General features: G+C 69.3%; 11 protein-coding genes. 4 read left to right on the top strand and 7 right to left on the bottom strand.

The window, feature by feature from the left end; genetic code table 11:
* Positions 1 to 21 precede the first annotated feature (21 nt).
* From FE263_RS02660 to FE263_RS02650, 3 genes are read right to left on the bottom strand one after another with little or no spacing between them, the layout of a single operon-like run.
* Entirely contained in the window at positions 22 to 1,059 is a 1,038-nt protein-coding gene (locus tag FE263_RS02660; protein WP_138324383.1) for an ABC transporter permease, read from the bottom strand.
* Positions 1,056 to 2,621, bottom strand: a complete 1,566-nt coding sequence (locus FE263_RS02655) for a sugar ABC transporter ATP-binding protein (RefSeq protein ID WP_138324382.1) — start codon at positions 2,619 to 2,621, stop codon at positions 1,056 to 1,058. The genes FE263_RS02660 and FE263_RS02655 overlap by 4 nt, the downstream gene beginning before the upstream one ends.
* 24 nt (positions 2,622 to 2,645) lie before the next feature.
* The gene (locus FE263_RS02650) at positions 2,646 to 3,701 is read right to left on the bottom strand and encodes an L-idonate 5-dehydrogenase (protein ID WP_138324381.1); all 1,056 of its coding nucleotides are present in this window, start codon (positions 3,699 to 3,701) and stop codon (positions 2,646 to 2,648) included.
* A 303-nt stretch (positions 3,702 to 4,004) separates the two neighbouring features.
* Here FE263_RS02650 and FE263_RS02645 point away from each other — a divergent pair, with 303 nt between their 5' ends.
* Genes FE263_RS02645 through FE263_RS02635 form a run of 3 tightly spaced genes read left to right on the top strand, consistent with a single transcriptional unit; the run spans position 4,005 to position 6,374 of the window.
* A complete protein-coding gene (locus FE263_RS02645; protein WP_138324380.1) occupies positions 4,005 to 4,778 on the top strand; it encodes an SDR family oxidoreductase in 774 nt (257 codons plus the stop codon).
* 13 nt (positions 4,779 to 4,791) lie between these two features.
* Positions 4,792 to 5,727, top strand: coding sequence for a 2-hydroxyacid dehydrogenase (locus FE263_RS02640; protein ID WP_138324379.1), 936 nt, complete (start codon positions 4,792 to 4,794; stop codon positions 5,725 to 5,727).
* A complete protein-coding gene (locus FE263_RS02635) occupies positions 5,727 to 6,374 on the top strand; it encodes an SGNH/GDSL hydrolase family protein (protein ID WP_138324378.1) in 648 nt (215 codons plus the stop codon). Before FE263_RS02640 ends, FE263_RS02635 begins: the two co-directional genes overlap by 1 nt.
* 8 nt (positions 6,375 to 6,382) lie before the next feature.
* Here the strand turns inward: FE263_RS02635 and FE263_RS02630 are convergent, their stop codons facing one another.
* Entirely contained in the window at positions 6,383 to 6,685 is a 303-nt protein-coding gene (locus FE263_RS02630; protein ID WP_171033898.1) for a phosphopantetheine-binding protein, read from the bottom strand.
* A 185-nt stretch (positions 6,686 to 6,870) separates the two neighbouring features.
* Between FE263_RS02630 and FE263_RS02625 the strand changes: the two genes are divergently transcribed.
* Positions 6,871 to 8,310: an undecaprenyl-phosphate glucose phosphotransferase gene (locus FE263_RS02625; protein WP_138324376.1), complete on the top strand. Its 1,440-nt coding sequence runs from the start codon at positions 6,871 to 6,873 to the stop codon at positions 8,308 to 8,310.
* Between the two features lie 42 nt (positions 8,311 to 8,352).
* Here FE263_RS02625 and FE263_RS02620 read toward each other — a convergent pair whose 3' ends face one another.
* From FE263_RS02620 to FE263_RS02610, 3 genes are all read right to left on the bottom strand, one after another.
* A complete protein-coding gene (locus tag FE263_RS02620) occupies positions 8,353 to 10,665 on the bottom strand; it encodes a methyl-accepting chemotaxis protein (RefSeq protein WP_138324375.1) in 2,313 nt (770 codons plus the stop codon).
* A 389-nt stretch (positions 10,666 to 11,054) separates the two neighbouring features.
* Positions 11,055 to 12,365: a carbohydrate porin gene (locus FE263_RS02615; RefSeq protein ID WP_138324374.1), complete on the bottom strand. Its 1,311-nt coding sequence runs from the start codon at positions 12,363 to 12,365 to the stop codon at positions 11,055 to 11,057.
* Between the two features lie 198 nt (positions 12,366 to 12,563).
* Positions 12,564 to 14,069 (bottom strand): efflux transporter outer membrane subunit, encoded by a 1,506-nt coding sequence (locus FE263_RS02610; RefSeq protein ID WP_240758951.1) that lies wholly within the window; start codon positions 14,067 to 14,069, stop codon positions 12,564 to 12,566.
* Positions 14,070 to 14,078: the final 9 nt, after the last annotated feature.

Raw genomic sequence — 14,078 nt, 5'->3', positions numbered from 1 at the left:
GCCCGATTGAATGCGCCGTGTTCATGAAGGTTTGCCGGCCCTGGCCCGCACCTGCAGGCGCCGGCGGCCGGTCCAGCCGGCCAGCCCGATGGCGAACAGCAGGGTGGCGCCGTTGAAGGCCGGTTCCACCCAGAACGCGCCGCCGAGCTGCTCGATGCCGGAGATGCCGATCGCCAGGATCACCACGCCGACGATGGTGCCCCAGATGTTGACCCGGCCCGGATTGATCGTCGTCGAGCCCAGGAACGCGCCGACCAGGGCCGGCAGCAGGAAATCCAGTCCGACGCTGGCCTGGCCGACGCGCAGCCGCGAGGCCAGCACCACGCCGGCGATGGCGGTGACCAGGCCGGACACCATGAAGGCCAGCATGGTGTAGCGCCGGGTCGGGATGCCGTTCAGCTCGGCGGCGCGCGGGTTGGCGCCGATCGCATACAGGTAGCGGCCGAGCGGGGTGTAGGCCGAGACCAGCCAGAGCACGAAGGCGAGGCCGATCACGTAGAAGGCCGGCAGCGGGATGCCGCCGATACTGGCGGTGTCGATCAGGAAGAAGTCGGGCGACAGCCGGCCGATGATCTGGCGGCCGCCGGTCCACCACAGCGCCACCGCGTAGGTGACGGTGCCGGTGCCGAGGGTTGCGATGAAGCTGTCGATCTGCGCCACCTCGACCAGCAGGCCGTTGAGCAGGCCGAACACCACGCCCATCGCCAGCACGATCAGCACCGCGAGAGGCCAGGGCACGCCGCTGATCTGCAGCGAGATCACCAGGATGTGCCAGAGCACCACGCCATAGCCGACGGTGAGGTCGATCTTGCCGGTCATCATCGGCACGGTCGCGGCCAGCGACAGCATCGCCACCACCGACTTGTCGCTCAGCATCGAGCGCAGGTTGAGCCAGGTGGGAAACGAATCCGGCAGGATCAGCGAGAAGGCGATCGCGAGCAGCACCGCGAGCACCACCAGGCCGTAGACCGGCAGCAGGACAGCGATGCGACGGCCGAGGCTGGCGCCGCGCAGGGCCCCGGGCTGCGGTTCCAGCGCGGTGGATCGGAGCGAGTTCATTGGCTGAGTTCCTGCGGAGCGGCGTGCGGATCCCGGGGAAGGGCAGGGAAGGGCGCAGGTCCACCGGCGGATGCGGCCTGCAGGATGCTGGCGACGGAGAGGTCGGCGCGCGCGATCTCGGCGCAGACGCGACCCTGGCTGAACACCAGGGCGCGGTGGCAGATGTTGGCGACCTCCTCGAAATCGGTCGCCACGACCAGGATCGCGAGACCGCCTTCGAGGGCGGTCTGCAACAGGGCGTAGATCTCGGCCTTGGCGCCGACATCGACACCTGCGGTCGGCTCCTCCAGGACCAGCAGGTTGGTGGCCAGACCCAGCCAGCGCGCCAGCACCACCTTCTGCTGGTTGCCGCCGGACAGGTTCTCCACCGGACGCTGCGGGTCGTTCGGCCGCAGGCTCATGCGCGCGCCGGCATGGACGGTCTCGTCACGCTCGCGCGCCGGCGACAGCAGTCCGAGCAGCGAATGGCCGCTGGCACCAGGGTTCAGGAACAGGTTCTCGCGAACGCTCAGCTTCATCCCGAGGCTCTCGCCGACGCGGTCGCCGGCAACCAGCCCGACCCCCGCCCGCATGGCCGCAGCCGGGGTGTCCGGATGGTAGGGCCGACCGGCCAGCGTCGCGGTGCCGGCCTCGATGGGGCGGCAGCCGAACAGGGCGCGGCCGATATGATCCTGGCCGGCGCCACGCAGGCCGACCAGGCCCACGATCTCGCCGCGGCGCAACGTGAGCGAGATCGGTCCGGCATCACCGGCGACCAGCCCGTCCAGCGTCAGGCAGGTCTCGGTGCCTGCGGTGCCGGGCCTGGCGAACACCTGCTCGGGCGGCCGCCCGACGATCATCGTCACCAGGTCGGACGGGCTGGTGTCGGCGATCCTGCGGCAGCCGACCAGCCTGCCGTCGCGCAGCACCGCGACGTCGTCGGCGACCTGGAACACCTCGTCGAGCCGGTGCGAGACGTAGATCATGCCGATGCCGGTGGCGGCGAGTTCGCGCAGCACCGCGAGCAGGCGCTCGACCTCGTCGGCGGGCAGGCTGGCGGTCGGCTCGTCCAGCACCAGCACCTGCGCCCGGGCAGCGAGCGCGCGCCCGATCGCCACCAGCGAGCGCTCGGTGCGGCTCAGATGCATGATGCGGGCGTCCGGATCGATGTCGGCGCTCATCGTGCGCAGCGCGGCCAGCGCCTGGGTGCGGCTGGCGCCCCAGTCGATCAGGCCAAGCCGGCGCTTGTAGCCAACGCCGAGTGCCACGTTCTCGGCCGCCGTCATCCAGTCGATCAGGCCGAGATCCTGGTGGATGAAGGCGACCTGCTGCTGACTGCCACGGCTCTTGCCGAGATGCCGGTACGGCTCGCCGCGGAACAGGATGCGGCCCTGGTCCGGCGTGTGGATGCCGGCCAGCGTCTTGATCAGGGTCGACTTGCCGGCGCCGTTCTCGCCCAGCAGCGCCAGGATCTGGCCTTGCCGGAGATCGATCGAGACGTCGTCGACGGCGAGCGTGCCGCCGAAGCGCTTGCTGATCCCTTCGAAGGACAGCAGCACGGGTGCGGCGGCCTGGGCGCTCATCGCTGTCTCCTCATGCCGCCGCGCCTAGCCGATTTCCAGATGGACCTTGATGGCGCGCTGCCGGTCACCCGCCAGTTGGAACGCCTCGTCGGCGCGGGCCAGCGGAACCGTGCCGGACAGGATCGGCCCGATCTCGATGCGGCCGCCGGCGAGGGCGGCCACCGCCATGCCGAACTCCTCGTGGAAGCGGAACGAGCCGACCAGGTCGATCTCGCGCGCCATCAGCAGGTTGGCCGGCAGCGGCACGCCGCCCTTGGGCAGCATGCCGAGCTGCACGATGCGGCCGCCCGGACGCATCAGCGACGGCATGCCGATCAGCGAGGCGCTGGCGCCGGTAGCCTCGAGGGCGACATCGAAGCCGCCGAGGTCGGTGGCGGCCTGCTCGAGCGCCGCCGGATCAGCGCGGACGTCGATGGTGCGGGCCGCGCCCATTTCGCGCGCGATCTCGAGTGGCCGCTCGAACAGGTCGGTGACGGTGACGCTGGCTGCCCCGGCGAACAGCGCCGAGACGACGCACAGCAGCCCGATCGGTCCGGCGCCGGCGACCAGAACGTGGCGTCCGGTCAACTCACCGGCTCGATGCACCGCGTGCAGGGCGACGGCGAGCGGCTCGGCGCAGGCGGCCAGCGTGAGCGACATGCTGTCCGGCACCGGCACGCACTGGTCGGCGCGCACCACCACGGTCTCGCTGAACGCGCCCTGCACGTGCGGCATCAGCGCGGCGCTGCCGAGGAAGCGCATGTTGCGGCAGAGGTTGGAGCGGCCGGCGCGGCAGGCCTGGCAATGCAAGCAGGGCCGGCTTGGATTGATCGCGACGCGCGCGCCGACGGCAAGTCCCGGGACAGCCAGTTGCAGCGGATCCCCGGCAAGCTCGGCGACGACGCCGGACACCTCATGGCCCAGGGTCAGCGGCTCGCGGACGCTGAAATCACCGACGCCGCCCTTGTTGTAGTATGAGAGGTCGGATCCGCAGATGCCGCCCATGGCGACGCGCACGCGGGCCTCGCCCGGCGCGAGCGGGCGCTCGGCAACCTCCTCGAGGCGCAGGTCGTGCGCGGCGTGCAGCCTCGCTGCAAGCATACGTATTCCTCCCGTCCGGCGCGGTCGTCCCGACTATGTTGCGGGTTGATGTGACCGTGCACATCGCTATGCCACCGTTCGGGGCCTTGCGAAAGACCCGCCTGTCCCGGAATGCTCCGCTTCTCGAGACCGGGTGCCGCGGTGGCCGCTATCGGAGGTCGGCCGGTGGCTGTCGATGCAGCGCGCGCCGGGTAGTTGGCGCCCGGTCTTGCCGAAGGGCGCGAGACGCATCCCGGACGACAGGGACTTGCCCGCGACCCGAAAGCGGCAATGATGCGGGCCGTTTCGCGGGACACGGCCGGCATGACCTCCAATCTCTTCGACCTGACCGGCAAGCTTGCCCTGGTGACCGGATCGAGCCAGGGCATCGGCCTAGCACTGGCGCGGGGCCTGATCGAGGCCGGGGCGCGGGTGGTGCTGAACGGTCGCGATCCGGCCCGGCTGGCGGCGGCGGCGGCCGGATTGGGGGACGGCGTGGTGAGCCCCGCCGACGGCATCGGCGCGTTCGACGTCACCGATCCGGATGCCGTCGAGGCGGCCATCGCCCGGATCGAGGCCAAATGCGGCGCCATCGAGATCCTGGTCAACAATGCCGGCATCCAGCGCCGCACCACGCTGGAGGAGTTCCCGGTCGAGACCTGGCGCGAGGTGATGCGCACCAATCTCGACAGCGTGTTCTTCGTGGGACAGGCGGTGGCGCGGCGGATGATCCCGCGCGGGCGCGGCAAGATCATCAACATCGCCAGCCTGCAGAGCGAGGCGGCACGCCCGACGATCGCGCCGTACACCGCATCGAAGGGCGCGGTGAAGATGCTGACCCGCGGCATGTGCGCCGACTGGGCGAAGCATGGCCTGCAGATCAACGCGATCGGCCCTGGATATTTCGATACCGAACTGAACCGGCCGCTGCGCGAGAACCCGGTTTTCGATGCCTGGCTGCGCGGACGCACGCCGGCGGGCCGCTGGGGACGCGTCGAGGAACTGTGCGGCGCCGCGGTGTTTCTGGCCTCGCGCGCGTCCGACTTCGTCAACGGCCAGGTAATCTACGTGGACGGCGGCGTGCTGTCCGTTCTGTAAGGAGGAAACCAAGATGGGACCGAAGCTGCTGCAGCTCTGCACCCTGCTGCCATCCACCCACGACAAGCTGGCCGCGCATTACGAGGTGCACCAGTGGCCCGCCGAGGCGGCGCGGGAGGAGTGGCTGCGCGACAACGCGTCTGGCGTGCGCGCGGTGGTGACCGGTGGCCATCTCGGCATCACCAACGAAATGATCGACCGGCTGCCCGATCTCGGCATCGTCGCCATCAACGGCGTCGGCTACGACCGCGTCGACCTCGACCATGCCAAGGCGGCCGGCGTGCGCCTGACCAACACGCCCGACGTGCTGACCGACGATGTCGCCGACCTCGCCGTCGCGCTGATGCTGAACGTGATGCGCCGGCTGCCGGCTGCGGACCGGCATGTGCGCGACGGGCTGTGGCCGCACGGCCCGCAGGCGCTCACCCGACGCGCCTCCGGCCGGCGCTACGGCATCGTCGGGCTGGGCCGGATCGGCCACGCGATCGCGGAACGGCTGGCGGGCTTCGGCGGCCGGATCGCGTACAGCGGACCCAACCGCAAGCCGGTCGACCACGACTACCACGCCGACGTCGCTGCGCTGGCGGCCAAATCCGACGTGCTGTTCGTCGCCACCGCGGCCTCGGCCGCGACCCGCGCGCTGATCGACCGCGCGGTGCTCGACGCGCTCGGTCCGGAAGGCGTGCTGATCAATGTCGCCCGGGGCTCGGTGATCGACGAGGACGCCCTGGTCGCCGCCCTGGCCGAGGGCCGTCTCGGCGGCGCCGGCCTCGACGTGTTCGTGGACGAGCCGCATGTGCCCGAGACGCTGCTCGGGCTGGAGAACGTCGTTCTGGCGCCGCATGTCGGCAGCGCCACCCGCGAGACCCGCGAGGCGATGGGCAACCTCATGCTGGACAACCTGGACGCCTTCTTCGCCGGCCGTCCGCTGCCGACGCCGGTGGTCTGATGCAGGTCCGCACCATTCTCTGCTACGGGGATTCCAACACCAACGGCACTCGTCCGCTACGTGTCCCGGGTGCCCTCGACCGCTACGCGGAGGACGAGCGCTGGCCGGGGCTGCTGCGCGCGAGCCTCGGCGAAAGCTGGCGGGTGATCGAGGAGGGGCTGCCCGGCCGCACCACGGTGCATGACGATGCGGTGGAGGGGCGGCATCGCAACGGCCTGCGCACGCTTCGGGCCTGCCTGGAAAGCCACCTCCCGCTCGACCTGGTGGCGATCATGCTCGGCACCAACGATCTCAAGGCTCGCTTCTCGGTCGAGCCGGCCGACATCGCCGCCTCGGTTGGCACGTTGCTGGCGGAGGCGCGGATCGCGACCGCCGCGCAGGACTTCGCGCCGCGCCTGCTGGTGATCGCGCCGGTGCCGATCGACGAAGCCGGCTTCCTCGGCGCGATGTTCAGAGGCGGCGCCGAGAAATCCCGCCACCTGGCGCCGCTCTACGAGGCGATCGCAGAGCGGAACGGCGCCGATTTCCTGGATGCCGGCGCGGTCGCTCGCGTAAGCGCGGTCGATGGGGTGCATTTCGAGGCGGACCAGCATGCGGCGCTGGCCCGCGCGATGGCGGCGAAGATCGCCGCCATGTTTCCCGGATAGGGTCAGGCTCAGGCGGCGAACGGCAGCGCCAGCACGTCCCCATCCGCCACTTCGGCGTCGGCGAAGAAACGGCCGCTGAGGTGGCGGACGACGTCCTGTACGCCGAAGAATCCGGCGATCGCCTCCGGCCTTATCACCGTGCCGAACACCTCCTCGAGGTGCAGCAGCACTTCCATCAATTCGATGCTGTCCATGTCGAGGTCCTCCTCGAAGCGGGACGTCGCGGTAATCCGGACGTCGCGCAGGAAGCACGTTCGATCGATGGCGGAGATGACCTTGGTGAGGATCGAGCTTTCGAGAAGTTCGGTCATGGCAGAACGCCTTATCATCACAACATCGTTATATTGCCAGATCACGAAACCGTGTGCAAGCGTTCGACACCGGGTCCGCAACAAATTTTTTCATGCGGGTTGCGAACTTAAAATTTAATGCCCGGCGGACGTTGTTGTAGCTATATCGAAACGACAGCCACAACAAGCCGCCGGTAGACCATCATATGTTGGCCATTCCAGAGCCCGCCCCGCCCCGCGCCCACACCATCTCGTTCCCGGTCATGGCGGGGCTGGTCCGGATCACCGACCTGATCCTGCTGATCGTTGCCGGCTATCTGTCGATCCGGATCGAGACCGACCTCTACGGCAGTTATCCGAAGGGCGCGATCGAGCCGGCCGCCTGGGCTGGAGCGCTTGCGGCGAGCTTCAGCCTGGCGCGCGCCAGCGCCTACAGCCAGTCGGTGCTGATGTCCGGGCCGGTGCAGCTGCGCCGCCTGGTGCGCCCGCTGGCGTTCGGCGCCTTCTGCCAGATTGCCTGCCTGTTCGTGCTGTATCACGGCAACCTGCCGTTCCGGAGCTGGCCGTTCGTCTGGGGGCTGGTCGCCGCCTGTGCCCTGGGCCTCTCCCGGCTGCCGCTGATCCGCCTGCTGGGCCGCTGGAGCCGGGACGGCAGGCTGGCGCGCAAGGTCGCCATCGTCGGCGCCGGCGAGCATAGCCGGGTGTTCATGGAGCGGTTGCGCGAGGAGCCCGGCGCCTACCAGGTGGTCGGCCTCTATGACGACCGCATGTCGCGCCTGCCCGACGTCCCGCTCGACGTGCCGTTGCGCGGCACCGTGGCCGACCTGGTGCAGCAGTCGCGCGAGGAGCCGGTGGACGTCATCGTGGTGGCGCTGCCGCTGAATGCTGCCGAGCGCATCAAGTCGATCATGGAGCAGCTCAGCTCTACCGTCGCTGACATCGTGCTGACCACCGACCTGCCGCGCCTGGGTTTCGACTATACCCAGTTCGAGGTGGTCGGCCGCAACCCGGTGGTCGCCGTCCGCGAGGCGCCGTTGAAGGACTGGCAGGCGATCGAGAAGGCGGTGCTGGATCGAAGCATCGGGCTGCTGGCGCTGGTGCTGCTGTCGCCCCTGCTGCTGGCCACGGTGATCGCCATCAAGCTCGACAGCCCCGGACCGGTGCTGTTCCGCCAGCCGCGCATGGGCTTCAACAACCGGCCGTTCATCTGCTACAAGTTCCGCTCTATGCACTCGGCGATGACCGACCTGCTCGCCGACCGGCAGACCACCCGCGACGATCCGCGCATCACCCGCGTCGGCCGCGTCATACGCAAGCTCTCCATCGATGAGCTGCCGCAGATCTTCAACGTGTTGAACGGCACCATGTCCCTGGTCGGCCCGCGTCCGCACGCGCCCAACACCAAGGCGGCCGACCGTCTGTTCACCGAGGTGGTGCAGCAATACGCCCTGCGCCACCGGGTCAAGCCGGGCATCACTGGGTGGGCGCAGGTCAACGGCTGGCGCGGCGAGACCAAGACCATCGACCAGATCGAGCAGCGCGTGGCGTGCGACCTGTTCTACATCGAGAACTGGTCGGTCCGCTTCGACATCGAGATCATGATACGCACCCTGCTGGGCGAAGTACGCAGCAAGACGGCGTTCTGACAGACCGACGGCCGGCGACCGGTCATCGGCGGCCGGCAAGCGTCAGGCGGCGAGGCGGCCCGGCGCCATGCTGCCGAAGCCTGCCAGCATCCTGTCGATCACGGCGAGGGACGCGGCGTCCTGCCGGAAGGCAAGCCCGAGCAGGTCCCGGCCGCTGCGCGCGATCCGGCAGGCGATCCGGGTACCATCGGGGAGCGTGACGTGTCCGTCGCTGCCCAGCGGGCAATCCGACGTGACGCGGAGCTGCAATCCGCCCCGGGAGATGTCGACGATAGTGGCCGAGATACCCGGCCGGCCCGTCACCTGCAGGCTGCCGGTCACACCACGCCCGTCGATCCGCTCGTAGAGCCGCCGCTCGTCCTCGCCCCCCTTCGAGATAGCCGTCAGGAAGTCGCTGACCTCCGTGCGCAGGGTCTCGGCGGTCCGGCCGACCTCCTCGGACGCCTGCAGGGCGTTGCGGCTGCTCGCCTCCGTCACCTCGACGACGCCGAGCACGCCTTCCATCGCGCCGGCCGCGGCGGCGGTGGTCACCGTCACCATCTGCACGTTGCGCGTGATCTCGCGGGTTGCGGCTGCCTGCTCCTGCACCGCGGCCGCGATCGCAGTGGCCGCGATATCGACCTCGCCGATCGCCGCGCCGACCTGCTGGACGGCGGCCACCGCATCCCCGGTGGCCATGCGTATGGCGCCGACCTGCGCCGAGATCTGGTCCGTCGCCTGTGCGGTCTGCGCCGCCAGTGCCTTGACCTCGCTGGCGACCACAGCAAACCCCCTGCCGGCTTCGCCGGCGCGAGCCGCCTCTATCGTCGCGTTCAGGGCCAGCAGGTTGGTCTGTGCCGCGATGCCGCGGATGAGCTTGACGACGTCGCCGATCCGCTCGCCCGCATCGGACAGGCTCGCCACCTTGGCGTCCGTCTCGCCGGCGCGTTCGACCGCCGATCGCACCGACCGCATGACCGTCGCGACCTGGCCGCTCATCTGGTCGATGTTGGCGGACATCTGCTCGGTCGCCGCCGCAACCGAGTTCAGGTCCTGCGACGATGCGCGTGCGCCCAGTGCCGTGCTGGACGTACTGTCGCGCGTCTTCTGAGCGCCGCCCGCCACCTCTGACGCCGCCTGGCGCATCGCGGACGCGGCGGCCATGAAATGATCCATCACGCCGGACACCGATGTGCCGAAATCCTGCGTGTGCATGTCCATGGCCTGCTGCCGGCGTTCCTTGCCCTTCTGCTCCTCCGCCCGGAGCCGCGCGAAGTTCGCGTTCTCGATCGCCTGGCGCTGGAACACGCCGACGGCACGCGCCATCTCGCCGATCACGTCGGTGAAGTTGCGTCCCGGGATCTCCCCCGTGGTGTCGCCGCCCGCGAGCCGGGCCATCGCCGCGGTCATGCCCCGTACCGGACGGATGATGGTGCGCGCGATCACCAGAGCGAGGATGATGCCGATGACGGTGGCCGCCGCGGACAACCCGAGCTGATCGACCAGGGTCCTCGACGCGGTTGCGGAAGCCCGCTGGTTCACCTCGTTGAAGCCGAGCAGCAGCTTGCCCAGTGCCTTCTCGGATGTCGTCTGCATGACGCGCATCGTCGGCTGCAGGCCGGTCGTGAAGATCGTCGAGGCATCGGACATCGCCGCGTTGGCCGCGTCGACATCACGTGCATAGGCCGCAAGCGACAATGCCAGAGCCCGCAGCGCCGCGTTGCCGTCCGCGGACGTGCCGGCGGTGAGGCCTGCCAGCATCCTGGCCGTATCGGCCGCCTGCCGGTCGAACGCCGAAGCCGGTACGCGGGCCGCCTCCGCCAGGACACGCATTCCGCCGGATTCCACCCCGAGGAGGGCAAGTCGCGCCTCGGCGACCGGAACCGTGGCTGGCGGAACCATGCCGGCGGCGGCAAGGCGTCCCAGCGCCCCCCGCGCGGACAGGTCGTCGCTGACCGCAGCCCGGCGGGCAACCGTGGCGGCCGCGAGGGAGGCGGCGAACCGGTCCTGCCGGGCCGCCATCGCCTGCAGCTGGCCTATCATGCCGTTGAACAACGCACGCCGTTTCTCGGACAAGGTGAACCGCGCCGACTTGGTCAGCAGCTCCGTGGCCCGGGCCTCGGACGCCGTGACTTCGTGCAGCGTGCCGGCATTGGCGTCGATCCGGTACTCGGCGAGGCCACGCCGGATCGTTTCCATGCGCAGCGAGAGCTCCTGCATGCGGTTCGCATTGCCGGCGATCCCGTCCATCTTGTCGATCTCCTCGGCGACGTTCGACAGGCCGTAGCTGCCGTAGCCGGCGATGCCGAGCAGCAGCACGATCAGCAGGCCGAAGCCGAGGAAGATCCGTGCGCTCAGCGGGAGTCGGTTGATCATGCTACTTCTCGATCTTCAGGACTGCGCGCTCGTGGGGTGCGGTCTTGCGTCGGCCGCGTGCGCGGCACGATCGGCTCCCGCGACACGGAACGGCAGTGCCGTGCCGAGTGAGGCCTGGCCGCCTGGCTTGCCCTTGGCGTCCGTGTCGGGTTCGTCGGGACAATCCGGATCCGAACTGCCTGCCTTGCAGTCCGCGGCCGATGTACGTCCTCCCTTGGCGTCCGCCGCGCCGGCTGTCGCGGTCAGGACCAGGATCGAGAGAACCAGTAGCGCAGGGAGCTTTCTCAAGGCGGTGTCTCCAGGAAGCGCAGGGCATCGGGGCATGCGGATGGCAGCGCCGGCGCGGGAATCAAATCGTCACGTGATAGGAATGACCGGGCGCATCGGGATCAGAGGTCGAACAGGTGGCTGACCTCGAAATGCACCATGAACAGCAGGTCGTTCTTCAGCCCCGGGTCGACGCTGGGATTGATCCAGTACTGGATGTCGGGCTGCACCGTCAGCCAGTCGTTGATCGGCGCCCGGTAGGTCAGCTCGAAATTGGTCTCGTAGCGCTCGACACCATTGCCGTCGGCGACCTGCAGGCTCCGGTACGGATCCCCGGCGCGCGCGACGCCGACGGCCGCGCCGAGCTTGTCGAATGGCCGGCCGGCGAACGGACCGCTGAAGTTCAGCCCGGCATCGACCGATCCGTCGACGATCTGCACGCGGCCGTTGGCGATGCCGAGATTGGCGAACGCGTCCAGGCCGCGATGCGCCGACAGAGACCACAGCCTGGTAGTGCCGCCGACGAAGCCGCCATCGCTGCCATACACCTGGCGCGGGTTGGCGGCGGCACTGGCCTCGATCAGCGGGAACCTGCCGGTATAGCCCCAGCCACCGGCCATCAGCTTGGTGGTGCGGCTGGCGATGTAGTCGACCTCGCCGATGACCAGGGCGCCGTTGGTCTTGTTGATGTTGACCGAGGTGGCGTGCTGGTTCCTGGCGCTGTCCGGCTCGCCGTCCACGACCGCCAGCTTGAGCCGCCAGCGCCGCCCGACCTTCTGCTGGATGCGGAGCGCGAGCGAGGTGGAGGGATAGGTCGACGGCCCGTTCAGTCCGGACTGGTCAAAGGTGGTGGTCCATCCATAGGCGCCATTGAAGAACAGGTCGCTCGCCTTGGTCTCGTCGAATTCGGTGGCGACGTCGTAGACGCCGAGCAGGACGTTGGTGCGGCCGATCTGCTGGGCGTAGAACGCCTGGTAGAGCCGGAACACCGCGGAACCCGACGTGTCGATGACGCTCGGATCCTGGATCGCGCCGACGTACTGCGTGTCCAGCGAGGTCGCGTTCTCGTAGAAGCCCTCGAAGTCGAACCGGCCGCCCGACCAGCCGAAGGCGCTGCCGGCATCGACCGCGACCTGGACCAGCGCCTGGTTCATGTAGGCGTTGCCCTCCTTCAGGCCGCCGGCGGCGTTGTAGGCTTCCTCGCCGGTGTATTCGAGCCGGATGGTGACCGGCGAGGTGCTGGCGAGGGCGACCTGGCTTTGCGCGTGAAGCTGCGGCCCGAGTTGCTGCGCCCCGAGCGGAGGTGCGCCAGGCGGGGACGTGGCTGGCGAGGATGCCGAGAGCGAAGGATCATCGGCCCGGGCCGGCATCGCGACGGCGCCTGCGACGATGGCTACGGCCAGGGCGAGCAGGATCGACTTGGAATTACCCACCGGGACACCTTCACCAGACTGAAGCGCCAAGGTTATTCCGTTGCCGTAAAGATCGGGTTAAGCAGCGTCGGGCGGCACCCGATGGCCCGTCCGGATCGCGATGCCCGCGCGGCCCGGTCCGGCGTGTTCCGGAGCCTGGTCCGATCGTTCAGGCGCAGCTTCTCCGACCGGGCAGCTCTGCCCGATCCGGATGCTGCCCTACTTCTTCTCCAGGAAGGCCGGCACCAGCGGGTTGTCGGTCTGCAGCGAGCCCTTGCTCGGCAGATCGCGAATGTCCCAGCCGCCGCCCATCTGCTCGATCAGGCTGACGGTGTCGAGCATGCGGCTCTGCTGGATGGTGATCAGGGTCTGCTCGTCGGAGAGCGCGGTCGCTTCCGCGGTCACCACGGTGGTGTAGTCGACGGTGCCGGCGTTGTACTCATTGAACGATACCGTCACCGCCTGCCTGGCATCGGCGACCGCCCGGGCCTGCGCCGCCGCCTCCTGAGCGTAGATCCGCAGCGCCGCCAGATCGTCCTCGGTGGTCTGCAGTGTGGTGAGCACGGTCTGCCGGTAGGTGGCGACCTGGGCATCGTAGGCCGCCTCCGCCGCCCGCACGGCGGCGGTCCGCGCGCCGCCCTCGAACAGGATCTGGCTGGCGCTGGCGCCAAGCGACCAGACCCGGTTCGAGGCCTGGATCAGCGAGCCGATCGGGTTGCCGCTCCAGCCATACAGCGCCGACAGGCTGATCTCCGGATAGAATGCCGCGACCTGGACGCCGATCAGCGCGTTCTCGGCTTCCATGCTGCGCTCGGCCGAAGCGATGTCCGGATTGCGCTGCAGCAGGGTGGCCGGCAGCGACACCGGGATCGCCGGGATGTCGTTGGTGAGCGGCGCCGGCGCGAGGCTCACCTCCGCCGGCGGCCTGCCCACCAGCACGGCGATCGCATGCTCGTACTGCGCGCGCAGAACGCCGACGCTGATCGCCTCCGCACGGGTCTGCTCCAGCAAGGTCGCCGCCTGCAGCAGCGCCACCGGGGTCGCCGCGGTCAGGCCGGCATTGTACTGGTTCTGGGTGACCCGCAGCGATTCCTGGTAGCTCGCGACGGTCGCGTCGAGCAGTTTCTGCAGGCTGTCCTCGGCGCGCAGGTCGAAATAATCCTCGGCGAGCGTCGCCTGGTAGGAGAGCTGCGCGTAGGCAAGGTTGGCGGCGGAGGCCTGCGCGCTGGACACGTCGCTCTCGATCTGGCGCCGGATCTGGCCCCACACATCGAGGGTCCAGCTCACGCTACCCTGCAGCGAGTAGTTGGTGACCGTGCTGGGCCCGGTCGACTGCCGGGTCACTCCGGGCGAGCCGGTCACGGTCGGGAACAGGTTGGCGCGCGCCTCGTCGACGATCGCCTGCGCCTGGCGGTAGTCCGCCTCCGAGACCTTGACGTTCTGGTTGGAGATGGCGACCTGCGCCTCCAGAGCGTCGAGCACCGGATCGTTGTAGATGCGCCACCAATCGCCCCTGGGAGGCAGTTGCGGCGCGGCGCGCACCCAGCCCGGCGGTGGCTGCAATTCCTTGAAACGCAGCGAGACGATCGCCGGCGGCCGGTCGTAGTCGGGACCGACCATGCAGCCACCCAGGGCAAGGCACAGGACCGGGCCCAGGCGCAGGGAGGAAGACAGGCCCAGCGTGCGGCCGGGCATCAGCCGCGCGCTGGTATAGCGGCTCGTCATCAGTCGGGA

Source organism: Lichenicoccus roseus, assembly GCF_005844085.1.
Classification (GTDB): Bacteria; Pseudomonadota; Alphaproteobacteria; order Acetobacterales; family Acetobacteraceae; genus Lichenicoccus; species Lichenicoccus roseus.
Note: the sequence above shows the minus strand (reverse complement) of the source record. Positions and strands in the feature narration are given on the sequence as shown.

What these genes read in the sequence shown, in the direction of transcription:
- FE263_RS02660 (WP_138324383.1), bottom strand. Translation starts at nt 1,059, where the DNA reads ATGAACTCGCTCCGATCCACCGCGCTGGAACCGCAGCCCGGGGCCCTG.
- FE263_RS02655 (WP_138324382.1), bottom strand. Translation starts at nt 2,621, where the DNA reads ATGAGCGCCCAGGCCGCCGCACCCGTGCTGCTGTCCTTCGAAGGGATC.
- FE263_RS02650 (WP_138324381.1), bottom strand. Translation starts at nt 3,701, where the DNA reads ATGCTTGCAGCGAGGCTGCACGCCGCGCACGACCTGCGCCTCGAGGAG.
- FE263_RS02645 (WP_138324380.1), top strand. Translation starts at nt 4,005, where the DNA reads ATGACCTCCAATCTCTTCGACCTGACCGGCAAGCTTGCCCTGGTGACC.
- FE263_RS02640 (WP_138324379.1), top strand. Translation starts at nt 4,792, where the DNA reads ATGGGACCGAAGCTGCTGCAGCTCTGCACCCTGCTGCCATCCACCCAC.
- FE263_RS02635 (WP_138324378.1), top strand. Translation starts at nt 5,727, where the DNA reads ATGCAGGTCCGCACCATTCTCTGCTACGGGGATTCCAACACCAACGGC.
- FE263_RS02630 (WP_171033898.1), bottom strand. Translation starts at nt 6,685, where the DNA reads ATGACCGAACTTCTCGAAAGCTCGATCCTCACCAAGGTCATCTCCGCC.
- FE263_RS02625 (WP_138324376.1), top strand. Translation starts at nt 6,871, where the DNA reads ATGTTGGCCATTCCAGAGCCCGCCCCGCCCCGCGCCCACACCATCTCG.
- FE263_RS02620 (WP_138324375.1), bottom strand. Translation starts at nt 10,665, where the DNA reads ATGATCAACCGACTCCCGCTGAGCGCACGGATCTTCCTCGGCTTCGGC.
- FE263_RS02610 (WP_240758951.1), bottom strand. Translation starts at nt 14,069, where the DNA reads ATGACGAGCCGCTATACCAGCGCGCGGCTGATGCCCGGCCGCACGCTG.